Origin of the sequence: Abyssibacter profundi (genome assembly GCF_003151135.1) — a bacterium.
Taxonomy (GTDB): domain Bacteria; phylum Pseudomonadota; class Gammaproteobacteria; order Nevskiales; family OUC007; genus Abyssibacter; species Abyssibacter profundi.
The window spans coordinates 134,262-159,804 of record NZ_QEQK01000004.1 but is presented as its reverse complement, the minus strand read 5'-3'; the positions used below and the strand labels follow the sequence as shown (position 1 = coordinate 159,804).

Sequence of the window (25,543 nt, the reverse complement as noted above, 5' to 3'; positions counted from 1 at the left end):
GCGACTCCAGCCGCTGTCTCAGGCCGCCTGCCCAAGCCAATCGTCCAGGGTTTGCAGGAAGGGTCGAGCCACGGCGCATCGACCCTGCCCGTCGGCACCCAGCGTCCGTTCGCTGAACAATGCCTGTGCCATCGGCAACCGTGTGCACTGCGCCCCCCATGGGCAGGGTTCGCATAGCCTGGTCCGCTGATGCTGCTGTCGCAGCGCCTGGGCATAGGCGCTGGAACCCATGATGTCGGAGAAGGCATCCGAGAAGACATTTCCCAGCCGGGCACCCGGGCTGTACGCATCGGCATGCAGGTAGGCGTCCCCTTGCGTATCGACGATGAGCGACCAGGGCAGCTTGTCGCTAACAGGCGGCCGCCGCTCGCCCTGCTGACGAAGCCCAGCTGTCTGCAAGTATTCCTCAAGCGGTTCGATGCGAATGCCGCCTGCGCCATCCGCCAGCCTGGCCTGTAAAACCGCCCGAAAGGCCTCAACAATGCGGGCAGGCGGAAGCATTAACGAACGCATCCGCGGCTCCGGCGTCTGCATCGAGAAGATTGGCAAAATCCGGTAATTCAGGCCCAGTTCCGCAAAGTACTGGTACGTCGCCACCGCCTGATCAACATTGCCGGCATGCAGCACGCTGATGCCGCCGAGATCGATACGATCGGCCAGCCCGCTATCCAGCAGGTCACGTAGATGACGATCGACCACGGCTTCGGCGCAGCGTCCACTGGCATCCACCCGCGCCTGTCCATGCACGTCGATAGAGACGCCGAGCCCGACGTCGAACGTTTCCAAAAAGCGGAGTGTCTCCCGTCGCATACGGTACAGGTTCGACTGGACCGTATTGCGGACCGGGTGTCCGGCATTCCGCAGTGGCGCCTGGCTGGTCATCACCTGGGTGAGATAGTCGACGGGCAACAGCAGTGGCTCGCCCCCATGCAGCGCGACTTCAATCCGGACACGCTGTTCTTGCGTGTCCAGCCACTCGGCCAGGGAGCGAAAAAAATGTGCCAACCCGGTGATCGGCATGCGTGCCGGGTTGGCCAGATGCTCATACTCGTAGCAGTAGGTGCAACGTAGATTGCAGAGCTTGCTGAGCTTGAGAACAACGTTCACGCGTGAGGCCGGCTAGCGCGGAATCACACGAATCCACGGATGCATGGTCACCAGCGACGGATCGGCCTGCGCCGCCTCATGCAAGACCGTATGACAGGCCTGCTCCACCAAGCCTTCGAGCTTCTCAACCAGTGCGGGCGGCAGCTTGGGCGCGTCACCCGGCTGATCCAACAGCAAAAAGCCGGCCCCGTGGTAACCCGCTGCAGACAATCCATCCTCGTCGTAAGGCAACGAGGCATCTGACTTCGACTTCGACATCACACACTCCCCTTGTTTCTAAGCAATCCCCAGGTTGATCCTCGACCCTCGCGGCATTGCAGCGCAAGCCTCGAGCCTTGTTTATCCGCGATTCTGATGATGGCCGGTGTCCTGCACGCCCGGCAGTGCGCCCAGCACCTGTTCACGAAACCAGCGATTGGCCGGGTCGTTCTCAACGTTGCGGTGCCAATAGAGGTAGCCATCAAGGGGCGTCATGTCGACCGGGGCCGGCAACACCTGGTTGTCGAGCCCGGCATTGGCCACCCGGGCGTAGTTTTCCGGCATGGTCAGGATCAGATTCGTCTCGCTGACCACACGGCATGCGGCGAAGTAGTGCTGGCAGCGCAGGCGTATTCGACGAGTCTGGCCGAGCTGAGCCAGGCTCACATCTTCCATCCCTCCGCCGGTTCGCCTCACCGTCGCCAGCACATGGTCCTGCGCCAGATAAGTGGCCAGTGACAGTCGTTTTCCCACGTCCGGATGGCCCTTGCGCGCGACCACAACAAATCGGTCAAACACAATGCGCTGACGATGAATGCTATCCGGCAAGGGCAGCAGAACATCAATGGCGGCATCCAACTCGCCGCTATCGAGATCACTGGCCAACGTGCGTCGCACCGTTTGGACCGCCTCCAGATCCACCAGGGGCGCCGCCTTGGTAATGGAACGCATCAGCGGCGGCAACAGCACCGACTCCAAAACGTCGCGCACCCCCAGGCTGAATCGCCGTGGCGTCGTCGCCGGTTCAAAACGATCGACCTCATGCAACATGATCTCGATGCTTCGTAGCGACCGCTTGAGCGGACGGATCAGGTTTCTGGCCATTGGAGTGGGCAGCATCTGGCGGCCTTCCCGCACAAACAGCGGATCACCGAAGTGCTGACGCAGGCGGTTGAGCGCGTGGGTGACCGCCGGCTGGGTCAGGTGCAGGCGTCGGGCTGCCGCGGTAATGCCCCCCTCGGAATAAATGGCGTCCAGAACCACGAGCAGATTTAAATCAAGCTGCCTTAAATTCATTTCGTTTATGCATTCGGATAGATAACATTCATTGGATTCATCTTACCGGCCTGCCTATGCTCCGACCAGCGCTATCAAAGGGATACGATTCGCATGGCCGAGTTACTACTCGTTCGGCACGGTCAGGCCTCATTCGGAGCCGCCGACTACGACAAGTTGTCTGAACTGGGGGTGGAGCAATCGCGGGCACTCGGGCGCTGGTGGTCGAGTTGCCAATTGCAGGTCGACAGCCTGATGGCCGGGACCATGCGACGCCACCGGGAGACCGCCGAAGGCGCGATGATCGCGCTGCCCAACCCACCTGAACTGGCCATCGACGGTGGCTTCGACGAATACGATTTTCAGGATGTGCTGCTTCGCTATCGGCCGGATTTTGCCGAGGGCGGCATCATGCAGCGGCTGGTGGCCGAGAAATCCAATCCCAAACAGGCCTTTCAGGAACTGTTCAGCCAGGCGACCGCCCGGTGGATGGGGGGACGCAACGACGACGAGTATGAGGAATCCTGGCCGCAGTTCCGCGATCGGGTCGTCGCGGCGCTACAGCGTGTACTCGAAGATGACAGCCGGCGTCGTACCGCCGTGTTCACCTCCGGCGGCCCCATCGGTGCGGCGGTGCAATGGGTGCTCGGACTGGACAATGAACAAATGCAAAGCCTGAACTGGGTAATCGCCAACAGCAGCGTGACCAGCATCATCTACCGCCCGGGTCAGGTTAGCCTCAGTTATTTCAATAATTTCGCACACTTGCAGCAGACAAGTGATCGTTCGTTCATCACCTATCGATAGGAAGCGACATGACACCGAATGAAATGTTCGACCTCACCGGCCGCGTTGCGGTCGTCACGGGTGCCAGCCGAGGGATTGGCGAGGCGATTGCCCACGCCTTGGCCGGCGCGGGCGCACACGTCATCGTCTCCAGCCGCAAGATTGACGGCTGCGAGGCCGTTGCCGCGGCCATCCGGGAGGCTGGCGGCAGTGCCGAGGCCTTGACCTGCCATATCGGAGACATGGACCAGATTGAGTCCTTCTGGAACGCGGTGCGCGACAAGCACGGCAAGGTCCATGTCCTGGTCAACAATGCCGCGGCCAACCCTTACTTCGGCCCGACCATCGACACGCCGCTGGATGCGTTTCAGAAGACGCTCGACGTCAATGTCCGAGGCTACTTCTATATGACCGTTCACGCCTCGCGCATGATGATCGAACAAGGCGGCGGCAGCATCATCAACGTGGCGTCCATCAATGGTAAAAATCCGGGGCTGCTACAGGGCGTGTACTCGATCACCAAGGCTGCGGTCATCAATATGACCGAATCCTTCGCCAAGGAACTCGGCACGAGCAAGGTCCGCGTCAACGCGTTGCTTCCCGGTGGCACGGACACCAAGTTCGCCTCGGCGCTGGTCAAGAACGACAGCATCCGCGAGACCATGCTGCAGCATGTCCCGCTGAAGCGGATCGCAGCGCCAGACGAAATGGCCGGCGCCGTGCTCTACCTGGCCTCCGACGCTGCCAGCTACTGCACCGGCACCACGTTGGCCGTTGACGGCGGCTACCTCATCGGATGAGCGCCATGAACGAGCTCACAGGAAAGGTCGCGGTCATCACGGGTGCCGGTAGCGGTTTGGGGCGCGAACTCAGTCTGCTCTGTGCCCAGGCCGACATGCGTTTGGCGCTGGCTGATGTGGATGCGCAGGGTCTGGCTGAAACCGTGGCTTTGCTGCCGGACGGCACGGAGCAATTCACCCGGCAGGTGGATGTATCCAAGGCCGAAGCCGTACAAGCCCTTTGTGACGCCACCTATGACAACTACGGAGCGGCCCACCTCGTGTTCAACAACGCGGGTGTGGCGGTGTCGGGTCCGACCTGGACCAGCACGCTGGATGACTGGAACTGGGTGCTGGGCGTCAACCTCATGGGCGTGGTTCATGGTGTCAAAAGCTTTGTGCCACGCATGCTCGAATCCGGCGAGCCCGGCCACATCGTCAACACCGCATCCCTGGCGGGCCTGAGTTCGGTTCCGGGCTCCAGTGTTTACTGCGTGAGCAAGCACGGTGTCGTCACGCTGTCGGAATGTCTGCACCACGAACTGCAGGCCGCGGGGGGTGCGATCGGCGTCTCGGTGCTCTGTCCGGCGTTTTTCAAGACCGGCATCGCCGACTCCGAACGCAATCGCCCGGCCGAATACGCCGATGCCAATCCGCAGGGCGAGGAGTACGCCAAGTTCGTCAAGGCCGCCATCGAAGCCGGGCGGTTGTCGGCTGCCGACATCGCCCAGGTGACCATGGAGGCGGTGCGCGATGGCCGCTTTTACATTCTGCCTCACGGTGGTGCCGTCCGGCAGGTCGAAACCCGGATGCAAGACATCTTGGAACAGCGAGCGCCGACCAACCCGCTTGGCACGCGATAACACTGTATTCAAATCTAGGAGACAGCCATGAAAGCATTGCTCTGCAAGCGCCACGGTCCCCCCGAATCACTGGAGATCGACACCCTGCCCGACCCAACACCGGGCGACTGGGAGGTGGTCATCGAAGTCCACGGTGCGGCCGTGAACTTCCCTGACACACTGATCATCCAGAACCTGTACCAGTTCAAACCGGATCTGCCCTTCTCGCCCGGGGGCGAATGTGCCGGCATCGTCAAGGCCAAAGGCAGCAAGGTCGGTCATCTCAACATCGGTGATCGTGTGCTGGCCTTCACCGGCTGGGGTGGTTTCGCCGAGCAGGCGGTGGCGGATTCACGTGCAGTGGTTCCCATGCCGGAGGGGCTGGATTTCGTCACCGCATCGGCCTTCGTCATGACCTACGCCACGAGCTATCACGCATTGGCCGACCGCGCCGCAATCCAGTCGGGTGAAACCTTGCTGGTGCTGGGTGCCTCCGGTGGCGTGGGCATCGCGGCCATCGAGATCGGCAAGGCGCTGGGGGCTCGGGTGATCGCAGCGGCATCAACCGCCGAAAAGCTCCAGGTCTGTCAGGAGCATGGCGCCGACGAGGTCATCAACTATGTGGATGAAGACCTCAAAACGCGGGTCCGTGAACTCACTGACGGCAAAGGCGCCGACGTCATCTACGACCCGGTCGGAGGCGCATTCTCCGAAGCTGCCCTCCGGGCAATCGCCTGGCGCGGCCGATTCCTGGTCATCGGGTTTGCCAATGGCGAGATCCCGAAAATCCCGTTGAATCTCGCTTTGCTCAAGGGTTGCAACATCAACGGTGTGTTCTGGGGCGACTATGCCAAGCGCGAACCGATGAACAACATGAAGGACTTGCGCACCCTGTTCGGTTGGCTGCAGGAGGGCAAGCTGCGCCCGCATATTGCAGGCACGTACTCGCTGGCCGAAGCGCCCCAGGCCATCCGCGCGCTGATGGACCGTCAGGTGTCCGGAAAACTGGTCATCACCCCGCAGGAGGCCTGAGGTGAGCGATCAAAAAGACTTCACCGGGACCATGCCGGTGCAGGAGCGGCATCAGTTTGATGAAGCATCCCTGGCCACATTCCTGAGCAGCCAGATCGCCGACTTCCAGACGCCGTTAACCGTCGAGCAGTTCAAGGGCGGACAGTCGAACCCGACGTACCGACTGGTCACACCCAATCGCAACTACGTGTTGCGGCGCAAACCCCCGGGCAAGCTTCTGCCATCCGCGCATGCGGTCGACCGGGAGTACCGCGTCATCACCGCCTTGGCGGACACCGATGTACCGGTGGCCAAGACCTACTGCCTGTGCGAAGACACGGATGTGATCGGGACGGCGTTTTACGTCATGGATTGCGTCGACGGTCGCGTGATGTGGGATCCCACCCTGCCCGGCCACGAGCCGGCAGACCGCGCGGCCATTTTCGACGCCATGAACGCCACCATCGCCGCGCTGCATTCCGTGGACGTCGATGCCGTGGGCCTCACCGATTACGGGAAGCCCGGCAACTATATCGAGCGCCAGATCGCCCGCTGGACCAAGCAGTACCAGGCATCCGAAACAGAGACCATCGACGCGATGGACCGCTTGATCGAATGGCTGCCGAACAATATCCCCGCAGGCGATGAGGTGTCGGTGGTCCATGGTGACTATCGCCTGGACAACATCATGTACCACGCCAGCGAACCGCGCATTCTGGCGGTGCTGGACTGGGAGCTATCGACCCTGGGGCATCCTCTGGCTGACTTTGCCTACCACTGCATGACCTGGCACATCCCGCATGGTGTGTTCCGTGGCCTGGCCGGCATCAACCTCGCCGAGCTGGGCATCCCGGACGAGCAAAGCTATGTGGCCAAGTACTGCGAGCGCACCGGACGCGACCCCATCGATCCGAATCACTGGGATTTTTATATCGCCTACAACATGTTCCGCCTGGCCGGGATTCTTCAGGGAATCATGGGTCGCGTGAAAGCGGGCACCGCCTCCAGCAAAAAGGCTGAAGCCATGGGACGCGGGGCGCGGCCATTGGCCGAACTGGGCTGGATGCAGGTCGAAAAAATTCTGGCGCGATAAGCCACAACCACGGGATTCGATTGCAATGCCGGCCCAGAGCGCAGAGGCGCGACGCCGTTGGTTTCAACTCACCCTCATTTACCCGCCCGCAACCCACGTAGCCGAAGGCTGGCAAGCCTGCACGGATGCGGGACCAACCCAATGTCCTCAGGAGTCATTCCATGTTTGAGCATTCGGACAAGACCAAAGACCTGATCGCCCGCGTCAAGGCGTTCATGGACGAACACATTTATCCCAATGAGCATCGCTACCACGAGGAAGTGAATGCCGGTGATGATCGTTGGCAACCCACGCAAGTCGTGGAGGAAATGAAGGCCAAGGCCAAGGCGGCTGGTCTCTGGAATCTGTTCTTGCCGGAGTCAGAACACGGCGCCGGGTTGACCAACCTCGAATACGCACCGCTGTGCGAAGAAATGGGCAAGGTGTTCTGGGCCCCCGAGGTGTTCAACTGCTCTGCCCCGGACACGGGCAACATGGAGGTCTTTGCCCGCTATGCCTCTCCAGAACTGCAGGAACGCTGGCTCAAGCCCTTACTGGCCGGCGAGATCCGCTCCTGCTTTGCGATGACCGAACCGGATGTCGCCTCATCCGATGCCACCAACATCCAGTCTTCCATCGTCCGCGATGGCGACGAGTACGTCATTAACGGGCGCAAGTGGTGGACCACCGGTGCGCCGGATCCACGCTGCAAAGTCATGATCTTCATGGGCAAGACAGATCCCGACAACGAGAACCGTCACAAGCAGCAATCCATGATCGTGATTCCGATGGACACCCCCGGAATCACCATGAAGCGCCACCTGCCGGTGTTTGGCTACGATGACGCCCCGCATGGCCATGCAGAGTTCGAGTTCAAGAATGTTCGCGTGCCGGCGGACCACATCCTGCTCGGCGAGGGGCGTGGGTTTGAAATCGCGCAGGGACGCTTGGGACCAGGCCGGATTCACCACTGCATGCGCGCCATCGGTGCGGCCGAACGTGCGCTGGAAAAAATGTGCCAGCGCACCACCCAGCGTGTGGCATTCGGAAAGCCCATCGCAGCCCAAGGCGTCACGCGCCAGCGCATTGCGGATGCCCGGATCATGATCGACCAAGCCCGGTTCCTGACGCTTAACGCGGCCCACATGATGGACACCGTTGGCAATAAGATCGCCGCCAAACAAATCGCAATGATCAAGGTTGCGGCCCCGGCCATGGCCTGCCAGGTCCTGGATTGGGCCATCCAGGCCCACGGCGCTGGTGGCGTGAGCGAGGACTATGGGCTGGCCTATGCCTATGCGCAGTTGCGCACGCTCAAACTCGCTGACGGCCCCGATGAGGTTCATCGCAATGCCATCGCCAAGATGGAGTTGGCCAAGCACATGAATATCTCACGATAAAGGATTGAATTCATGACTGAAACCAATCGGCAATATCTGCTGAAGTCGCGCCCTGCTGGCATGGTGGGCGCTGAACATTTCGAGTTCACGGAATCACCGGCGCCCGCTCCCGGTGAAGGCGAACTGTTGGTTCGTAACCTGTTTATTTCGCTGGATCCCGCCATGCGCGGCTGGCTCAACGAGGGCAAGTCGTACGTGCCACCGGTTGGAATTGGCGAGGTAATGCGCGCGATGTCCGTGGCCCGAGTGGTGGCTTCCAACCATCCGAAATTCGCCGAGGGCGATGTGGTCTCCGGCATTTTCGGCGTGCAGGACTATGCCGTGAGTGATGGCAAGGGCGTCGTCAAGGTGGACCCCAACCTGGCGCCTCTGCCCCGCTATCTAGGTACGCTGGGCATGCCCGGCATGACGGCCTACTTCGGTCTGCTCGACATCGGCAAGCCCGAGGCGGGACAAACCGTTGTGGTCTCCGGCGCGACGGGCGCTGTCGGTCAGGTTGTCGGCCAGGTCGCCAAGATCAAGGGATGCCGTGTCGTCGGGATCGCCGGCGGCCCTGAGAAATGCCGCCATGCGGTGGACTCGTTGGGCTACGACGCCTGCATCGACTACAAGAGCGAAGACGTGAAGAAGGCACTGCGCACCCACTGCCCAGATGGGGTGGATGTGTACTTCGATAACGTTGGCGGCGAGATTCTCGATGCAGTGCTCACCCGCCTGGCCATGCATGCCCGCATCGTGATTTGCGGCGCGATCTCTCAGTACAACAGCACCGCGGTTGAGGGACCGAAGAACTACATGTCACTGCTGGTCAATCGAGCCTCCATGACCGGCATGGTGGTGTTCGACTATGCCAAGCGCTACGGAGAGGCCGTGAACGACCTCGCGACATGGCTGGGCAACGGTGACATGGTCAGTCAAGAGCATGTCATTGACGGGCTGGACCAGTTCCCGGATGCCCTGCTGAAGCTGTTCTCCGGCGAAAACTTCGGCAAGCTGGTACTCAAGGTCGCGGATTGATCGCCTGCAACAGGCCGGCGCTCTGACGACGCCGGCCTGGTGTCGGCCTGGTGTCGATCGGTCACCCACCGGGTACTCAAACAACCTTGCCCATCCTGACTGATCAGATGGTAAATTAAACCCCTTACGTACCCGCTTGTACACAAATATTGTCGCAGCCGCCCTGCCGGTTTGTGGCGCCACCCAAGCAACCGGATGACCTGACCGCATGCACTCAGCTCAACCCTCTCCGCTCGGCACGCCGACCGACAACCCAGCGTCAGGCCGTTCGGAGCCGCCGGAACAGTTCGCCCGAGTCGGTTCACTGGATCTGGCCTATCAGCGATTCGGAGACCCTGGCGCCCCCGCGGTGCTCCTGGTCATGGGATTGGGTTCGCAGTACGTGCTCTGGCCGACGGCGCTTTGTCACGCTCTGGTTGACGCCGGCTATCAGGTCATTCGTTTCGACAATCGCGACGTCGGCCGTTCGACGCGTTTGGATGGCATCCAGGCGCCCAACATACCGGCCACGGTCATCAGACGGCGCCTGGGCATGCAGGTGCAGGTGCCCTATCAAATCGCCGACATGGCGGAGGATGCGGTGGGTCTGTTGGACAGCCTGGGGCTGGCCCGGGCCCATGTTGTCGGTGCCTCAATGGGCGGCATGATCGCCCAGGTCATGGCAGCCAACTTTCCTGCCCGGGTCGCGAGCGCGGCGCTCATCATGACCACCACCGGCCACCGGAAGCTCAAGCAGCCCAGCCTGGCGCTGCAACGACGGTTGATGCGCAAACGTCCCAAGGCCATCGAAGAAATCATCGATCAGGGCGTGGAGACTTATCGACTCATTGGCAGTCCCGGATTCGAACAAACGGATGCCGAAATACGGGCCAAGATTACCCGGCAAGCCAACCGAGGGATCAGCCCCGGCGGCACCATCCGCCAGCTTGCGGCCATCATCGGCTCCCCCCATCGCGGTCGGTTGGTGCGTCAGATCAAGCAACCGACGCTTGTTCTCCACGGTCGGGCCGACCCGCTCGTGCCGGTCGAGGCAGCCTATGACCTCAAGGACAAGATCCCGCACGCCCGCCTGGACGTGATAGACGGTTGGGGGCATGACTTTCCGAATGTGCTGGTTCCTCGCATTGCCGATACGTTGATCCAGCACCTGCCCCCGGGTTGACGCCCCTTCACGCCGAGAATACTTCCCATCGCTCATCCAACATACAATGCGATGAGCGACCGGCCATCAGAGTCGGCCACCCGCATCTATTTGTAACGCCGGATACACGGTGACGAGGAGACCCCATGGACTTGTTTGATGCCTACGTGCGTCATGAATACGCTTTTGCCGCCACCCAGCTGGTGCTTGCCATGCTTGGCATGGGCGCCACGCTCACCGTCGGCGATTTCCGTGAGGTGGCACGCGCCCCCCGTAGCGTCTCAATCGGGCTGGTCCTACAGTTAATCGGTGTCCCCCTCGTGGCGGCGGCATTTGTGGCCTGGGGCGGTCTCGGAGTGGGCGTGGCCATCGGCCTGGCGCTGTGCGCTGCCATCCCCGGTGGGACGGTGTCCAACATCTTCACGTACTTCGCACGTGGACATATCGCCTTATCCATCTCGCTGACCGCCGTGGCCACACTGGCCTGCCTGGTCACGACGCCGATCGTACTGGGGCTGTTGATTGCGCATCACATGCCGGAGGATTTCAGCATGCCGGCCGGGCGGATAGCGATCGAAATCGGTCTCTGTCTGTTGTTGCCACTGGTCCTCGGCATGCTGGTGCTCAGGGCCTTTCCTGCCCAGGCGGGCCGATTCTCCAAACTCTGTATTCGCGGCTCACTGCTGACCATCGGCTTGATCGTGGTCGGTGCCGCCGGGGCCGGTCGCCTGGACATCGAAGCCTTTGGGCTCTCCAACCTCGGTATTACCGCCGGCTTCATCGCAGTGGTCACACTGCTGGGCTGGCTGGTCCCACGGATGCTCGCCGTGCCCACAGCCGACCGGGCTGCGATTGGCATCGAACTCACGGTTCGAAATACCAATCTGGGCCTGCTGATCAAGGCCAGCCTGTTTCCGGCCGTGGTGGGGGTTAGCGACCCTGTCGGGGACCAGGTGCTGTTCACCGTGCTGCTCTACGGCGCTTTGATGTTGCTCATCGGCGGCGTTCAGATCGGCGGCTTCCGCCGCCGCGTCCGCGCTGAACACAACCCAACGAATGCACCCCGCCAATCAGGCTGAACCCAGAGCGTCACACCAGACGCGCCGCTGCCGGCTGGGGCGCAGACTGAAAATCTGGACAGGCCCGTTGGCCGCCGCCCTGCGACCCGCGCGCAGCCTGTTGTCCTTTAACGACAGGCAATACCCACCCATTTTCACGGCTTTTCCTTGAAGCGGCCGAGAACCTGTCGGGGGGCGGCGACAGCCCTAGCCTCTATCTAATTGATTTTTCGTTAGTTTTTCCTGGCACGCGCGTTGCAGACATGGCATTGACGACGTCGCAGGCATGGAGCTGCGGCGTCTTGCCCGGGCAGGATGCCCGGCCGGGTGTCACGACCACGGTCGCGCCACCCCCACGGCTTTGTCGAGGCGTCACGCTCTTCAAGCCGGATGCAGCTATAGGCCATGGATGGCCTCTTATTTGATGTCGTGCCGATCCCGTATCGGCCGTTAACAAGGAAACCGGGACATGGACAAGCCATCAACGACTCAGCGCTACCTGTCGAGAACCCTGCTTGGTACCGCATTGATGCTGCCAATGCTGGCGTTTGCTGGAGCCCTGTCCACGAGTTTGCTGGCGAATAACAGCGCCGGGGACCGGATGCAGTCCCCGCTGCATATCGCCAATCTTCAGCACAATCCGCGCAGGGCCTTCGAAACCCTGGACGCCAACCGAGATGGCTATTTGACGGGCGATGAGACCGCAGCCAGCCGAACCGTGCATCTGCATTTTGGCGTGCTCGATCAGGACCGAGACCAGCGCGTCAGCATCGTCGAGTTCCACCGTCTACCCGGCATGCTGGAAGACGTGTACGCCGAATAGCAAGCAGCTCCCTCCCCGAGCCCCCCAAGGGAATTCACCGCCGCCGACCGCGGCGGTTTTTTTATGCGCGATGGTCGGCAACGCTCCGGTCGCCCGCCACTGTACCGGCTGGTGGTGAATCGACCGGCAGGCTCATCCGAAACCACAAATTTCGGTTACCCAGACAGAGGAAAGCCCGCACGAGGCGGGCTTTCCGGTCTAGCGATTCTGCACAACGCGTGTCTAGTGGACACGCTCCAGAATCGTGGCCACACCCTGGCCCAACCCAATGCACATCGTCGCGACACCCAGCTCGGCGTCCTTTTCACGCATGATGTGTGCGAGGTTGCCGGTGATCCGCGCGCCCGAGCAGCCCAGCGGATGCCCCAATGCAATTGCACCACCACGCACGTTGATCACATCCTGCTTGTCCAGGAGCTTCAGCTCATTCAACACAGCCAGTGACTGAGCAGCAAAGGCCTCGTTCAGCTCGAAGTAGTCGATATCCGACAACTCGACACCGGCCTTCTTCAGCGCCTGCTGCGTCGCCGGCACCGGCCCGCGACCCATAATGGACGGATCGCAACCGGCCCAGCCCATGCCACGGATCTTGACCATGGGCTGTAAGCCCAGCGCCTTGGCCTTCTCAGCGGACATGACCAGCACGCAGGACGCGCCGTCGGACAGCGCCGAGCTGTTACCGGCCGTGACCGTGCCACGCGGGTCGAAGGCCGGACGCAAACCACCCAAGCCTTCCAGGCTGGCATCCGCGCGGGCCACCTCGTCGTTGGTCGTCATGAACAACTTGCCGTCCGGATCATGCGCGCGAATCGGCACCACCTGATCGGCATTCACGCCGGACGCCTGAGCTGCAACGGCACGCTGGTGTGAGGTCAGCGCAAAACGGTCCTGATCCTCTCGCGAGATCCCGTTCAGCTTGCCAAGCAGTTCCGCGGTCAGACCCATCATCCCGGCAGCCTTTGCGGTCTGCAGCGAGATGGCCGGACTGAAATCCACGCCGTGGTTCATCGGCACATGCCCCATGTGCTCAACACCCCCGCAGAGGTAGACGTCGCCCTGACCGGCCAACACGTTGCTCGCGGCAATGTGAATCGCAGACATGGACGAGCCGCACAGGCGGTTCACCGTCTGGCCCGGCACGGTATGCGGCAAGCCGGCGAGCAGCGATGCATTGCGGGCGATGTTGAAGCCCTGCTCCAGCGTCTGCTGGACACAGCCCCACACCACATCATCGATTTCTGCAGGCTTGAGCGCCTCGTTACGTTTCAGAATGGCCTTGATCAGCTCGGCCGAGAGTTCTTCTGCCCGCACGTTGCGGAACTGGCCGTTCTTGGACCGGCCCATGGCGGTCCGCACGGCATCAACAATGACGACTTCGGTCATGATGTTTCTCCAAATCTATGTGCTTGATGCGTTGATCGGGGAGCCGGGCCCGTGCTCAGAAGACGGGCCCGGCCTGACCGATTAGCCGTAGTAGCTCTCGCCCTTGGCGGCCATTTCCTTCATGCGTTCGGTCGGCTCGTAAAGCTTGCCGAGGTAGGCGTACTTCTCGCAGGCCTTGACCACATGGTCCAGGCCGAGGGTGTCGGCGTACTTCAGCGCGCCACCCCGGAACGGCGGGAAACCGATGCCCATGATCAGGCCCATGTCGGCCTCAGCGGCCGTATCCACAATGCCCTGCTCCAGGCAGCGCGCCGTTTCGATGATCATCGGCAGCATATGACGCTCGATGATCTCCTCATCGGAGTGCTCTCGGGTTTCCTTGACGGCGCCCTTGATGATCTCGTACGCCTCCGGATCCTTGACCTTCTTCGGCTTGCCCTTACGGTCCTGCTCGTACTTGTAATAGCCCGAACCCGACTTCTGCCCGAGGCGACCGGCCTCGACCATCAGGTCCAGCGACGATTTCTGCCCTTCTGCCGGGCTCATGCGATCCGGATAGCCAGCGGCCAGCACATGGCCGACATGCTGACTGGTGTCCATGCCAACCACATCGTTGAGGTAGGACGGACCCATCGGCCAGCCAAAGCCTTCCATCAGCTTGTCGATGCGCTGGAAGTCGGCCCCTTCGGCGATAAGACCTTCAAAACCGAAGAAGTACGGGAACAGAATACGGTTCACCAGGAAGCCCGGGCAGTTGTTCACCACGATGGGCGTTTTCTTCATCCGGCTGGCCAGGGCCACCGTAGCCGCAATCGCTTCATCAGAGGTCTTGGAGCCACGGATCACCTCAACCAACGGCATGCGATGCACCGGGTTGAAGAAATGCATGCCGAGGAAGTTCTCGGGTCGCTTGAGGTCGGATGCCAGTTCGTCGATGGAGATGGACGAGGTGTTCGACGCAATGATCACGTCTTCGCGGGCGTACTTTTCAACATCGGCGTAGACCATCTTCTTGATGTCGGCACGTTCGACCACGGCCTCGACAATGATGTCGACTTCACCGAAGTCGCCATAGTTCAGCGTGTCGCGGATGTTGTTAAGCACCGATGCCATTTTGGCGGCATCCATTTTGCCGCGTGAGACCTGCTTGTTAAGCAGCTTAGAGGCCTCATTCAAGCCCAGATCCAGCGCCGCCTTGTTGATGTCCTTCATGATCATCGGCGTGCCGGTGGAGGCAGCCTGGTAGGCGATGCCACCACCCATGATGCCGGCACCCAACACAGCACCCTGCTTGATCTCCTTGGACTGCTTGATCCAGCCCTTGGATTTCTTCTTGATCAGCTGATCATTCATGAAAATGCCGATCAGGGCCTGCGCCTGGGTGGTCTTGGCCACCTTTACAAAGCCCTTGTGCTCGATCTTCAGCGCATCATCGCGGCCCTTGCCGGCGGCCTTCTGAATGCAGTTGATCGCTTCGATCGGCGCCGGATAGTGCTTGCCTGCCTTGCCGGCCACAAAACCCTTGGCGGTTTCAAAGACCATCATGGAGTCGACCGGCCCCAGCTTCAGCGGCCCGGTCTTCTGTGCGCGACGTGCCTGCCAGTCCATGTCACCAGCAATGCAAAGCGACAGCAGTGATTTGGCTGCTTCCAGCAGTTGGTCGGGCTCGACGACAGCGTCCACCGAACCATTCGCCAGGGCGGCCTTGGCTTTGACGTTGCTGCCGCCAGCGATCATCTCAATGGCGTTGTCGGCGCCAATGAGGCGCGGCAGACGCACCGTGCCACCAAAGCCGGGGAAGATGCCCAGCTTGACTTCGGGCAATCCCACCGCCGCTTTGGACGACATGACGCGATAGTCGGAAGACAGCGCCATCTCGAAACCGCCGCCCAGCGCCATGCCATTAATGGCCGTGACCGTGGGCATCTCCAAATCCTCGAACGCGGAGAACACCGCATTGGAATCCGCCGACCACTGGATGAGCTGTTCATCGGACTGTGAGAATGCAGCGCCGAACTCGGTGATATCGGCACCGACGATGAATCCATCCTTACCGCTGGTGACGATGACACCCTTGGCACCATCGTGACTGGCAATGGCCTGCGTGGCCTCACCCAGTTCCTTGACGGTCGCGGCGTCGAACTTATTGATCGCATCGCCCTGCCGGTCGAAACGCAGTTCGATCATGCCGTCTCCGAGCGCGTGGCACTGGATCGACTTTCCTTCGAAAATCATAGGCTTGTCCTATAGATGTGTAGAAATGGCATGCACGCATCCCACCGGAGACGCATGCGTTAGAAAGATTGAGGGACGCGCCACTATATCGACGCACTCTAGGGGCGTAAACCAAGCCTGTGCAGGCGTCCGACATCCGGAACAAGCAGGAATTCCGGATGGGGCACAACCCGGAGCCGTTTCGGGGGTCATCGGGCCTTAATTGCCGATTTTGACAGGGATTTTCACCGCTCCTACACTCCAAGCACGACATCTGCCACCGAAAGGATCGGGGACACCATGGCCGCCAAGAAGAAGCTCGCCAAGTTGAAGACCCAGATGGAAGACGTACGCGGGATCGCCATCGAGACGGTGATCAGCGCAAACAAAATTGTCTACGAAGGCATTCAGCGACTCGCAGAGCACGAACTCGACGAGTTGCAGAAGAGTTACAAGACTGTCGTCGACGGACTCAAAGCGAGCAGTCGCAAGGGCGATATCAAGAGCACGGCACAAGCCCAGCTCGATCTGCTTCAGCAGACGATCGATCAAATTATCGCCAACGCACGGACCAGCGTTCAGATCATCACGGAAACGCGAACTGCACTCACCGATGCGTTGTCCTCGGGCCTGCAGGGCAAACCGTCCGCCAAAAAGGACCTCAGCACGGCCAAGAAGCAGGCCACGGCCGCCGCCAAGCAGGTTCGCAAGGCCACCCAGACGGCCCGTGCCGCTGCGGAATCCGCAGTTGATGCAGCCAGCAAGCAAATCGAGGGGGCCGCAACCAAGACCGCCACGACCGGCAAGCGCGGGACTGGACGTAGTCAAAGCACCACAACACGCAAGCCGGCGACCAAGCGCACGACCTCGCGGGCCAAGAGCACTGCCGCTAAGAGCACTGCCGCTAAGAGCACTGCCGCTAAGAGCACTGCCGCTAAGAGCACTGCCGCTAAGAGCACCGCTGCCAAGAGCACCGCTGCCAAGAGCACCGCTGCCAAGAGCACCGCTGCCAAGAGCACCGCTGCCAAGCGGACCACCACGAAGTCGACGGCTGCGAAGCGATCGACCACACGAAAGCCCGCGACGAAAACGGCGAGCACCGCTAAGAAATCGTCGGCAACTCGCGCCCGCAAGCCCGCTGCAAGTTCCAGCTCGCGGGTCAAACGGGCGACATCCGCGGCGAAGTCGTCGACGGATAAGTCCTAACCCAGGCCCGCACTTGCGGTCCCAAGGCCCGGTATCTCGCCGGGCCTTTTTAATGTGACGCCATGGAAACCGGATCTCTCGACGCCCTGACCCAAGCCTGCCGGCTGCTGGCAGACGGCACGCGGTTGCGGCTGCTCGCGGTTTTGGAAAGTGACGCCCTGTCTGTTGCCGAGCTCACGCAGGTCACCGGCCTGGCTCAGAGTCGTGTGTCCTCTCACGTCAGCAAGCTGCGCGAGGCCAAGCTACTGACCGACGCACGCATGGGCAGCAGTACGCTTTATTCCTTTTCGCCAGAAGTTGGCGACAGCCTGCCGGGTGCGTTGTGGGCCGCCCTCAAAACCCGGCTGGATGATGATCAGATCGGGGCGGATCTGGAGCGGGCTCGCGAAGTCATCCGGAGCCGCCATGCCACGCTCTCCTGGGCGGATTCAGTCGCCGGTCGCATGGAACTGCACTACTCCCCGGGTCGGACCTGGGAAGCCACCGCGCGCGCCCTGATCGAGCTGCTGGAACTCGGTGATGTGCTGGACATCGCATCAGGCGACGGTGTGCTGGCCGAACTGTTGGCCAACCATGCGAAGACGGTGACCTGTGTCGATTTGAGCCGGAACGTTGTTGAAGCCGGGCGAAGACGGCTGGCACATCACGCTAATGTTCGCTTCGAGCAGGCCGATATGCACGCATTGCCGTTCGAGGATGCAGCCTTCTCGGTCGTGTTCTGCATGCATGCGCTGACGTACTCCGCTGCGCCCCAACAGGTGCTGGCCGAGGCGGCACGGGTTCTCGAACCGGGTGGGACGCTGGTGGTTGCGACGCTGGCGGAGCATGAGCATGCGGCGACAACGCGGGCATATGACCATGTAAATCAGGGCTTTAGCGAATTTGTTTTACGTACTTTGCTTGAGACGCATCAGCTGCGTGTTGTATCGTGCCGAAGCGGATCAAGGGAACAGCGGCCACCGTATTTTCAGGTGGTGATTGCGGTGGCCCGGCGCAAGTAATCGCGCCGGCGGAGACGGGCAACACAGCCCAAAGGATTAAGCATTTCATGCGCTATGTCGCGAGTCTGGGTGTCCTGCTGCTGACATTCTGGCTACTGCTTTCAGGTCACTACACCGTGCTGCTCACCAGCCTCGGCGTGCTCTCGGTCGGGCTGGTGACATGGATCGCCCATCGCATGGCGGTGGCCGATCACGAGATGGTTCCATTGCACCTCACCTCGCGGCTGCCGAGTTACTGGGCCTGGCTCAGCATCGAAGTCATCCGCTCTTCGCTCAAGGTGTCCAGGCTGATTATTCAGGGCCGCAAGTCCCTCAACCCCGCCATGGGCTCGCTGCCTCACCAGCAGACCTCTGGCATGGGTGAAACGCTGCTGGCCAATTCGATCACCCTGACGCCGGGAACCCTCGCCGTTCGGGTCAACGACGATCGCGTCGAGATACACGCGCTAAATGCCGATAGCTTGGAAGCACTCGGCAGTGGTCGCTTCGCCGAGCGCATCCGCAAACTGGATACGGGTCGATGATGTTCGCGGCTGCGATGTTCGCCGTGGCGGTGACCATGGCATTGGCACTGACCCGCGCCCTGCTGGGTCCCACGGTTTACGATCGGATACTCGCACTCAACGTCTTTGGCACCAAGACCGTGCTGTTTATTGCAGTCGCGGGCTTTCTGTTCGGCCGTCCTGAGTTTCTCGATATTGCGCTGGTTTATGCGCTGATCAACTTCATTGCCACCGTCGCCGTGCTCAAGCTCATGCACTACGGTGAGCTCGGCTGGGTGGAGCCGACAACCGAGCAGGACGACTTATGACCTGGTTGGTCGATACCCTGTCCTGGGGGCTGCTGCTCATCGGTGGCCTATTCTGCGTGCTCAGCGGCGTCGGCCTGTTCCGCATGCCCGATCTGTTTACCCGATCGCATGCTGCTGGCATGACCGACACCGTCGGGGCTTCATTCATATTGCTGGGCCTGCTGCTCCAATCCCCCGACTGGACGGTGGCCGTGCGTCTCGTACTCATCATCGGTTTTCTGGTGCTGACCAGCCCCACGGCCAGCCACGCGCTGGCCCAGGCGGCCCTGGCTGACGGCCTGCGCCCTCAGCTTGGCCGTCCCGGGAGGTCACAGTGATCGACAGTCTGGCGTTTGACGCCCTGAACCTCTTTTTACTGGCCTGCCTGGTGGTCACTGCCCTGGCCATTGCCCGGCTGCGTGGCTTGTTTGCAGTGGCCATGCTTAGCGGGATCTACAGCCTGCTATGCGCTAGCGTGTTTGTGCTGCTCGATGCCGTCGATGTGGCATTTACCGAAGCCGCTGTCGGTGCCGGAATGACGACGGTGCTGTTCCTGGCCACCTTCGGCTTGACCCGGGCAAAGGAACAGCAGGCACCCCACCAGAAGCGGCTACCGGCCCTGCTCACGGCGGTGGCCTGCGGTGGAATTCTGTTGTACGCATTCTCTGACATGCCGGTGTTCGGCGATGCCGACACGCCGGTTCAGACGCACCCCATCGCGGAGCGCTACATCGAGACCACCCATGATGAGGTCGGGATACCCAACATGGTGACGACGCTGCTGGCCAGCTATCGCGGATTCGACACGCTGGGCGAAGTGGTCGTCGTGTTCACCGCCGGCATCGCCGTGTTGATGTTGCTGGGGCGTAGCAGCCGCGAGCGCAAGGAGCCCACCCGCTAATGGCGCTGCATCATGAACATGTGGTCCTGCGGGTCATCTCCAAGATCTTGATCCCGTTGATCCTGCTATTCGCTTTGTATGTTCAGTTTCACGGTGACTACGGGCCAGGAGGCGGGTTTCAGGCCGGTGTAATCTTTGCCGCCGGCATCGTGCTCTATGCCCTGGTCTTCGGACTGGACGCCGCTAGAGCCGTGGTTCCGATGGCCGTGCTGCGCCGGGTCGCACCGCTGGGCGTCCTGCTCTACGCAGGGGTCGGGGTCTTCAGTCTGTTGCAGGGCTACGCCTACCTGGATTACACCGCCATCGACCCAGCCGACCCCAGCGATGGCCAGCATCTGGGCATTCTGCTGGTCGAACTGGGCGTGGGTCTGACCGTGGCTGCCGTGATGTTGATGCTGTTCTTCAGCTTTGCTGGGCGGGGCCGCGGATGATTCTCGCCCACTACAATTACTGGGTGGTCGTGCTGCTGATGATGATCGGTCTTTATACGGTCATGGCGCACGGCAATCTGGTGAAGAAACTCCTGGGTCTGATGGTCTTTCAGACCTCGGTGTTTCTGATGTTTATCAGCCTTGGGAAAGTCGACGGGGGGACGGCCCCGATTCTCACGACCGATGGGGCGGCCTACTCCAATCCATTGCCGCATGTGCTCATCCTGACCGCCATTGTCGTCGGTGTGGCGACCACGGCTGTCGGCCTGGCGCTGGTCGTGCGTATCCACGAAGCCTTTAAGACGATCGAGGAGCATGAGGCGATTCGCCAGGAACAGGAGTCGCGCCACTCGTGAATAGCCAGTTGCCCGTCCTGGTGGTTGTGATCCCCTTGTTGATTGCGCCACTCATCGTGTTGCTTCGTCACCCGCTGGCTGCGTGGGGTCTGTTCACGGCTGCGGCGGCGAGTAGCTTTGCGCTTTCGGTCGCTTGCCTGATCTTGGTCGACCAGCACGGCCTGCTGCAGGCGTTTCTGGGTGGCTGGGAACCTCCGTTCGGAATCGAGTACCGGGTCGATCACGCCAATGCGCTGATTCTCTGTCTGGTCAGCGGCATTGCGCTGCTCGTCAGCCCCTTGGCGCTGCGCTCTGCGGCAGATGAAATCTCCGAGCCGCGCCTCTACCTCTTCTACAGCTGCCTGACGCTTTGCCTGACTGGCCTGCTGGGTATGGCCGCGACCGGAGATGCGTTCAATGTCTTCGTCTTTCTCGAGATTTCGTCGCTGTCCGGTTACGCCCTCATCGCGATGGGACGCTCCCGCCTGGCTCTACTGGCCAGTTTTCGCTACCTGATTCTTGGGACAATCGGCGGAACATTCTTTCTGACGGGCGTCGGCCTGCTCTATGCCGTAACAGGCACCCTGAACATGGCTGACCTGGCCGACCGGATGGTCCCGGCCTATGGGAGCCGTGTGCTGGTTGCGGCGGCAGCATTCATTGTCATCGGCCTGGCGATCAAGATCGCCCTGTTCCCCTTGCATGCCTGGCTGCCGGGCGCCTATGCCGAGGCGCCTTCGTTAGTCACCGCGTTCATGGCGGCCACCTCCACCAAGGTGGCTGCGTACATTCTTCTGCGGTTTGCGGCCACGGTGATCGGGCCAGTGGTCGTGTTTTCGGCCTTACCCATTGGCGAATTGCTTGGCTGGCTGGCCTGTATCGCCATGGTCGCAGGGTCCATCGCCGCGATTTATCAGACGGACTTCAAGCGACTGCTCGCTTGGTCCAGCCTCGCGCAGATTGGCTACATTGTCCTGGGAATCAGCCTGGGGACGGCCGCCGGCGCGTCCGCCGCACTCACGCATATGGTGAACCACGGTGTGATCAAGTGTGGCCTGTTTATCGTCGCCGCGGTTCTGATCTGGCGTCATGGCCATGCCGGAATCAGCAGTTTTGCCGGCATGCCATCGCGGGCGCCCCTATTGTTTGCCGCCTTTGTCATCGGTGCTCTGGGCCTGATTGGCGTGCCGGGGACCGCGGGCTTTATCAGCAAATGGGTTCTGCTCGAAGCCCTGATCGAAACCGCGCACTGGCCGGCGGTCGTGGCGGTGCTGGTGAGTTCTCTGCTCGCCGTCATCTACTGCTGGCGTATCGTGGAAATCGCGTGGTTCGGAACGGCCCCCACCTCGACGCAGAAGGCGACTGCGACCGCGACCGCGACCGCCGGAGACGCCCATCACAGCACCCGCCCCCTACCGGCGGGTGCCTGGATCAGCTTGGGGGCGGCCTCGATCCTGGTGATCTACCTGGGCCTGCACAGTGACTGGCTGGTCGAGCTGACCACCGCGGCGGGCAGCAGTCTGCTGGGGGCTCAGTGATGAATCCGATCTTCGCTGCACTGGCCATTCCGCTGATCACGACATTGGCTGTCGCTGCATCCGGTCATCGCGCCCGACTCCGCGATACCTGCACCCTGCTGGGCGGTGTGCTGCTCGCCATGGTGATCTTCAGCGCCTGGCCCTCGGTGTTGGCCGGGGAGCGACCGCAGTGGCTTGCGTGGTCGGTGCTGCCGGGAATCGACATCCTGTTTCGGTTGGAGCCGCTGGGTCTGCTATACGCCTCGGTGGCTGCCGGTCTATGGCCCATCACTTCCGTGTACGCAGCGGGGTATCTCAACGGCGCACATGAGCAGCATCACACGCGCTTCTTCACCTGCTTCGCGCTGGCCATTTTTGCCGCAATGGGCATCGCATTGGCCGGGAATCTCATTACGCTGTTTCTTTTCTACGAAGTACTCACGCTCAGCACTTGGCCGCTGGTCACACACAAGGGCACGGCTGAGGCTCGACGCGGCGGGCGAATTTACCTCGGGGTGCTGCTGACGACATCGATCGGCTTGCTGCTACCCGCAATCGTCTGGACCGGCTCGCTTGCTGGCACCACGGACTTCCAGCCGGACGGCATTCTGACGGGCAAAGCCTCGCCACCGGTGCTGGGCCTGCTCTATGCCCTGTTCCTATTCGGAATCGGCAAGGCCGCGCTCATGCCGTTTCATCGCTGGCTACCCTCGGCCATGGTGGCGCCGACGCCGGTTTCGGCTCTGCTACATGCCGTCGCGGTCGTCAAGGCCGGCGTGTTCGCGGTGCTCAAGGTCTCGGTCATGATCTTCGGGCTGGACAACCTGCTGGAAACGCAGGCCAGCGAGGTCATGACCTGGGTCGCCGGGTTCACCATCCTCATGGCCTCGATCATTGCCTTGCAGCAGGACAACCTCAAAGCCCGGCTCGCCTACTCAACCATTAGCCAGCTTGCGTACATCGTGCTGGGCGCCAGCATCGCCACGAGCTTGGCCGCGCAAGGGGCCGGCCTGCATATCGTGATGCATGCCCTGGCTAAGATCACATTGTTCTTCTGCGCAGGGGCGATTTACGTCGCTCATCACAAGACCCTGGTCTCTCAGCTCGACGGCCTGGGTCGACGCATGCCTTGGACCTTTGCGGCATTCGGTCTGGCCAGCCTGTCCATTATCGGCATCCCGCCGCTGGGCGGCACGTGGAGCAAATGGTGGCTGACGCTGGGCGCGCTGGACGCCGATCAATACTGGATCGTCGCCACGCTGGCGATAAGTTCGCTGCTGAACATCGCCTATCTGCTGCCCATCGTGGCGCGTGGCTTCATGCGCCCCCTGCCAACAGGTGACGGCGCCCCAGAGACAACTGCCGGAGAGGCGCCGGTATCGATGGTCGCTCCGCTGAGCCTCACGGCCCTGGGCTGCCTGGCCGCATTTGTCATGGCGGAGCCCGTCATTCGCCTGTTACAGGAAGCGATTCAATGACGAGCAAAGCAGACCAGCAGATCACGGATGAACGCCCCGGATTCTTCGACCACCCGGGTCGCATCAAGGCCATTGTTTACGGCGTTTATGTCAGCTGCGCCGTGCTGTTCTTTGCTGATGTGTTCTATCACAAGCACGCTTACACGGCCTTTGAAGGCTGGTTCGGTTTTCACGCTTGGTACGGATTCATCGGCTGCGTGGGCTTGGTGCTGGCCGCTAAGGGCCTGCGCGTGCTGTTAATGCGCCGCGAGGACTACTACGAGCCACCGGAGTCCGACGATGCTGCCTGATCTCAACCCCGGACTGGTGCTGCTGGTCGGCGGCCTGCTCGTTCCGCTCATGCGGGGCAGGCTACGTCATGCTTGGCTGCTGGCCCTGCCGGCCATCGCCCTGGCGGTACTGATCGACCTGCCGCACGGAACCTACGGCCAGATCTCGTTGATGGGCCTCACGCTGGAGACGCTGCGGGTCGACGCTTTGAGCTTCGTCTTTGCGCTGATCTTCCTGATCGCGGCCCTGCTCATGGCCATTTATGCCTTGCATGAGCAGGACACGCTGCAGCATGTCGCCGGCATGGTCTATGCCGGTGCCGCCGTCGCAGCCTGCCTCGCGGGGGACCTGCTCACGCTCTTTATCTACTGGGAACTCACCGCAGTCGCGTCGGTGTTTCTGATCTGGGCCCGACGCACCGAGCGCTCCTACCGGGTGGGCATGCGCTACCTGCTGATTCAGGTGGCCTCCGGGTTACTGCTGCTGGCCGGCGCTGGCATGCAGGCACATGCCACGGGCTCACTGCGCTTCGAACATATTGGACTGGAGGCACCGGGCGGCTGGCTCATTTTTCTGGCATTCGGCATCAAATGCGCCTTTCCGCTGCTGCACAACTGGCTCCAGGATGCCTATCCTGAAGCGACTGTTACGGGCACGGTGGTGCTGTCCGCGTTCACCACCAAATTGGCGGTTTACGCCCTGGCCCGCGGCTACGCCGGCACCGAATACCTGATCTGGATCGGCGCCATCATGACAGCCTTTCCAATCTTCTACGCCGTCATCGAGAACGATCTGCGGCGGGTGCTGGCCTACAGCCTGAACAATCAGCTCGGGTTCATGGTGGTTGGCATCGGGATCGGCACGGAGCTGGCGCTAAACGGCACGGCGGCCCATGCGTTCTGCCACATTCTCTACAAGGCTTTGTTATTCATGAGCATGGGCGCTGTGCTGCTGCGTGTGGGCACCGTTAACGGGTCCGAGCTGGGCGGCTTGTATAAGTCGATGCCGTGGACCACGGTGTTTTGCATCATCGGCGCCGCATCGATTTCGGCGTTTCCGCTGTTCTCTGGCTTCGTGTCGAAATCCATGATCATCAGTGCAGCGGCCAAACAGGCAGACCTCTGGTGGGTCGTCGTGATGCTGCTGTTCGCCTCAGCCGGCGTGTTTCACCATTCCGGCATCAAGATCCCGTACTTCGCCTTTTTCGCGCACGATAGCGGCAAACGCTGCCGCGAAGCACCGACCAATATGCTCGTTGCGATGGGCGCAGCCGCCGCGCTGTGTATCGGCATCGGGGTGTACCCAGCGCCGCTTTACGCGTTGCTGCCGTTCGCCGTGGACTACGCACCCTATACGCTGACCCACGTGATCACGCAGCTGCAGTTGCTGATGTTCTCGGCGCTGGCCTTCACCGTCATGATGCGCACCGGGATTTACCCGCCGGAACTGCGCTCGATCAACCTGGATACCGACTGGTTCTACCGGCGGGCGGCACCGGCCCTCGCAGGTTCCGTCGTGGCGTTTTTCGCAACGCTTTCAGGCCTCGCGAGGCGCGGCCTTGCACTGGGCTGGCGCCAGGTCGATGCCCGGGTGCTGGCATCGGCGCGTCCCGGCGGATGGCTGGTGGCCGCGTGGCGATCCGGCACCATGCTCTGGTGGGCCACCACGGCCATCGGTGTCGTCGTTCTACTCGGCCTGCTGCGTTAGTCCCTGCCCTGTAATCACCC

27 protein-coding genes are annotated in these 25,543 nt (G+C 61.6%); 22 read left to right on the top strand and 5 right to left on the bottom strand.

Going from position 1 to position 25,543, the window contains the following annotated elements:
* Nucleotides 1–18: 18 nt before the first annotated feature.
* The 3 genes from DEH80_RS05375 to DEH80_RS05365 all read right to left on the bottom strand — a co-directional run bounded on the left by DEH80_RS05375 (nucleotide 19) and on the right by DEH80_RS05365 (nucleotide 2,382).
* Nucleotides 19–1,107 (bottom strand): radical SAM protein, encoded by a 1,089-nt coding sequence (locus DEH80_RS05375; RefSeq protein ID WP_109719447.1) that lies wholly within the window; start codon nucleotides 1,105–1,107, stop codon nucleotides 19–21.
* 12 nt (nucleotides 1,108–1,119) lie between these two features.
* Nucleotides 1,120–1,365: a hypothetical protein gene (locus DEH80_RS05370; protein WP_109719446.1), complete on the bottom strand. Its 246-nt coding sequence runs from the start codon at nucleotides 1,363–1,365 to the stop codon at nucleotides 1,120–1,122.
* Nucleotides 1,366–1,446: 81 nt separating this feature from the next.
* Nucleotides 1,447–2,382 (bottom strand): LysR family transcriptional regulator, encoded by a 936-nt coding sequence (locus DEH80_RS05365; RefSeq protein WP_109719445.1) that lies wholly within the window; start codon nucleotides 2,380–2,382, stop codon nucleotides 1,447–1,449.
* Between the two features lie 93 nt (nucleotides 2,383–2,475).
* On the opposite strand from DEH80_RS05365, the gene DEH80_RS05360 reads away from it, so the two are divergent.
* From DEH80_RS05360 to DEH80_RS05315, 10 genes are all read left to right on the top strand, one after another.
* Nucleotides 2,476–3,168 (top strand): histidine phosphatase family protein, encoded by a 693-nt coding sequence (locus DEH80_RS05360; RefSeq protein ID WP_109719444.1) that lies wholly within the window; start codon nucleotides 2,476–2,478, stop codon nucleotides 3,166–3,168.
* An 8-nt stretch (nucleotides 3,169–3,176) separates the two neighbouring features.
* Nucleotides 3,177–3,947: an SDR family oxidoreductase gene (locus tag DEH80_RS05355; RefSeq protein WP_109719443.1), complete on the top strand. Its 771-nt coding sequence runs from the start codon at nucleotides 3,177–3,179 to the stop codon at nucleotides 3,945–3,947.
* Nucleotides 3,948–3,952: 5 nt separating this feature from the next.
* Nucleotides 3,953–4,789 (top strand): SDR family NAD(P)-dependent oxidoreductase, encoded by an 837-nt coding sequence (locus tag DEH80_RS05350; protein ID WP_109719536.1) that lies wholly within the window; start codon nucleotides 3,953–3,955, stop codon nucleotides 4,787–4,789.
* 27 nt (nucleotides 4,790–4,816) lie between these two features.
* Nucleotides 4,817–5,800, top strand: coding sequence for an NADPH:quinone oxidoreductase family protein (locus DEH80_RS05345; protein WP_109719442.1), 984 nt, complete (start codon nucleotides 4,817–4,819; stop codon nucleotides 5,798–5,800).
* A 1-nt stretch (nucleotide 5,801) separates the two neighbouring features.
* Nucleotides 5,802–6,872 carry a phosphotransferase gene (locus DEH80_RS05340; protein WP_207774482.1) on the top strand — a complete coding sequence of 357 codons (1,071 nt, stop codon included), beginning with the start codon at nucleotides 5,802–5,804 and terminating at the stop codon, nucleotides 6,870–6,872.
* Between the two features lie 161 nt (nucleotides 6,873–7,033).
* Nucleotides 7,034–8,251, top strand: a complete 1,218-nt coding sequence (locus tag DEH80_RS05335) for an acyl-CoA dehydrogenase family protein (RefSeq protein WP_109719441.1) — start codon at nucleotides 7,034–7,036, stop codon at nucleotides 8,249–8,251.
* A 12-nt stretch (nucleotides 8,252–8,263) separates the two neighbouring features.
* The gene (locus DEH80_RS05330) at nucleotides 8,264–9,268 is read left to right on the top strand and encodes an NADP-dependent oxidoreductase (protein ID WP_109719440.1); all 1,005 of its coding nucleotides are present in this window, start codon (nucleotides 8,264–8,266) and stop codon (nucleotides 9,266–9,268) included.
* Nucleotides 9,269–9,476: 208 nt separating this feature from the next.
* Nucleotides 9,477–10,430: an alpha/beta fold hydrolase gene (locus DEH80_RS05325; protein ID WP_109719439.1), complete on the top strand. Its 954-nt coding sequence runs from the start codon at nucleotides 9,477–9,479 to the stop codon at nucleotides 10,428–10,430.
* A gap of 125 nt (nucleotides 10,431–10,555) precedes the next feature.
* Complete coding sequence (locus DEH80_RS05320; protein ID WP_207774481.1) at nucleotides 10,556–11,488, top strand: bile acid:sodium symporter family protein; 933 nt, start codon at nucleotides 10,556–10,558, stop codon at nucleotides 11,486–11,488.
* A 448-nt stretch (nucleotides 11,489–11,936) separates the two neighbouring features.
* Nucleotides 11,937–12,290: an EF-hand domain-containing protein gene (locus DEH80_RS05315; RefSeq protein ID WP_133249123.1), complete on the top strand. Its 354-nt coding sequence runs from the start codon at nucleotides 11,937–11,939 to the stop codon at nucleotides 12,288–12,290.
* A gap of 222 nt (nucleotides 12,291–12,512) precedes the next feature.
* Here the strand turns inward: DEH80_RS05315 and fadA are convergent, their stop codons facing one another.
* Together fadA and fadB are read right to left on the bottom strand one after the other, a co-directional pair.
* Nucleotides 12,513–13,673: an acetyl-CoA C-acyltransferase FadA gene (fadA, locus tag DEH80_RS05310; protein ID WP_109719437.1), complete on the bottom strand. Its 1,161-nt coding sequence runs from the start codon at nucleotides 13,671–13,673 to the stop codon at nucleotides 12,513–12,515.
* Nucleotides 13,674–13,754: 81 nt separating this feature from the next.
* A complete protein-coding gene (fadB, locus tag DEH80_RS05305) occupies nucleotides 13,755–15,908 on the bottom strand; it encodes a fatty acid oxidation complex subunit alpha FadB (RefSeq protein WP_109719436.1) in 2,154 nt (717 codons plus the stop codon).
* Nucleotides 15,909–16,187: 279 nt separating this feature from the next.
* On the opposite strand from fadB, the gene DEH80_RS05300 reads away from it, so the two are divergent.
* From DEH80_RS05300 to DEH80_RS05245, 12 genes are all read left to right on the top strand, one after another.
* Nucleotides 16,188–17,093, top strand: coding sequence for a phasin family protein (locus tag DEH80_RS05300; protein WP_109719435.1), 906 nt, complete (start codon nucleotides 16,188–16,190; stop codon nucleotides 17,091–17,093).
* 62 nt (nucleotides 17,094–17,155) lie between these two features.
* Entirely contained in the window at nucleotides 17,156–18,094 is a 939-nt protein-coding gene (locus DEH80_RS05295) for an ArsR/SmtB family transcription factor (RefSeq protein WP_109719434.1), read from the top strand.
* The gene (locus DEH80_RS05290) at nucleotides 18,022–18,618 is read left to right on the top strand and encodes a Na+/H+ antiporter subunit E (RefSeq protein ID WP_133249122.1); all 597 of its coding nucleotides are present in this window, start codon (nucleotides 18,022–18,024) and stop codon (nucleotides 18,616–18,618) included. The genes DEH80_RS05295 and DEH80_RS05290 overlap by 73 nt, the downstream gene beginning before the upstream one ends.
* Entirely contained in the window at nucleotides 18,615–18,905 is a 291-nt protein-coding gene (locus tag DEH80_RS05285) for an MrpF/PhaF family protein (protein ID WP_207774480.1), read from the top strand. The genes DEH80_RS05290 and DEH80_RS05285 overlap by 4 nt, the downstream gene beginning before the upstream one ends.
* A complete protein-coding gene (gene mnhG, locus DEH80_RS05280; protein WP_109719431.1) occupies nucleotides 18,902–19,222 on the top strand; it encodes a monovalent cation/H(+) antiporter subunit G in 321 nt (106 codons plus the stop codon). Before DEH80_RS05285 ends, mnhG begins: the two co-directional genes overlap by 4 nt.
* Nucleotides 19,219–19,785: a DUF4040 domain-containing protein gene (locus DEH80_RS05275; protein WP_243412754.1), complete on the top strand. Its 567-nt coding sequence runs from the start codon at nucleotides 19,219–19,221 to the stop codon at nucleotides 19,783–19,785. Before mnhG ends, DEH80_RS05275 begins: the two co-directional genes overlap by 4 nt.
* Entirely contained in the window at nucleotides 19,785–20,216 is a 432-nt protein-coding gene (locus DEH80_RS05270; protein WP_109719430.1) for a Na(+)/H(+) antiporter subunit B, read from the top strand. Before DEH80_RS05275 ends, DEH80_RS05270 begins: the two co-directional genes overlap by 1 nt.
* The gene (locus DEH80_RS05265) at nucleotides 20,213–20,572 is read left to right on the top strand and encodes a cation:proton antiporter subunit C (RefSeq protein WP_109719429.1); all 360 of its coding nucleotides are present in this window, start codon (nucleotides 20,213–20,215) and stop codon (nucleotides 20,570–20,572) included. Before DEH80_RS05270 ends, DEH80_RS05265 begins: the two co-directional genes overlap by 4 nt.
* Nucleotides 20,569–22,089, top strand: a complete 1,521-nt coding sequence (locus DEH80_RS05260; protein ID WP_109719428.1) for a monovalent cation/H+ antiporter subunit D family protein — start codon at nucleotides 20,569–20,571, stop codon at nucleotides 22,087–22,089. Before DEH80_RS05265 ends, DEH80_RS05260 begins: the two co-directional genes overlap by 4 nt.
* Complete coding sequence (locus DEH80_RS05255; protein ID WP_109719427.1) at nucleotides 22,089–23,546, top strand: proton-conducting transporter transmembrane domain-containing protein; 1,458 nt, start codon at nucleotides 22,089–22,091, stop codon at nucleotides 23,544–23,546. Before DEH80_RS05260 ends, DEH80_RS05255 begins: the two co-directional genes overlap by 1 nt.
* On the top strand, nucleotides 23,543–23,836 hold the full coding sequence (locus DEH80_RS05250; RefSeq protein WP_109719426.1) for a hypothetical protein: 294 nt from the start codon (nucleotides 23,543–23,545) through the stop codon (nucleotides 23,834–23,836). Before DEH80_RS05255 ends, DEH80_RS05250 begins: the two co-directional genes overlap by 4 nt.
* A complete protein-coding gene (locus tag DEH80_RS05245; protein WP_109719425.1) occupies nucleotides 23,826–25,523 on the top strand; it encodes a Na(+)/H(+) antiporter subunit D in 1,698 nt (565 codons plus the stop codon). The genes DEH80_RS05250 and DEH80_RS05245 overlap by 11 nt, the downstream gene beginning before the upstream one ends.
* Nucleotides 25,524–25,543 lie beyond the last annotated feature (20 nt).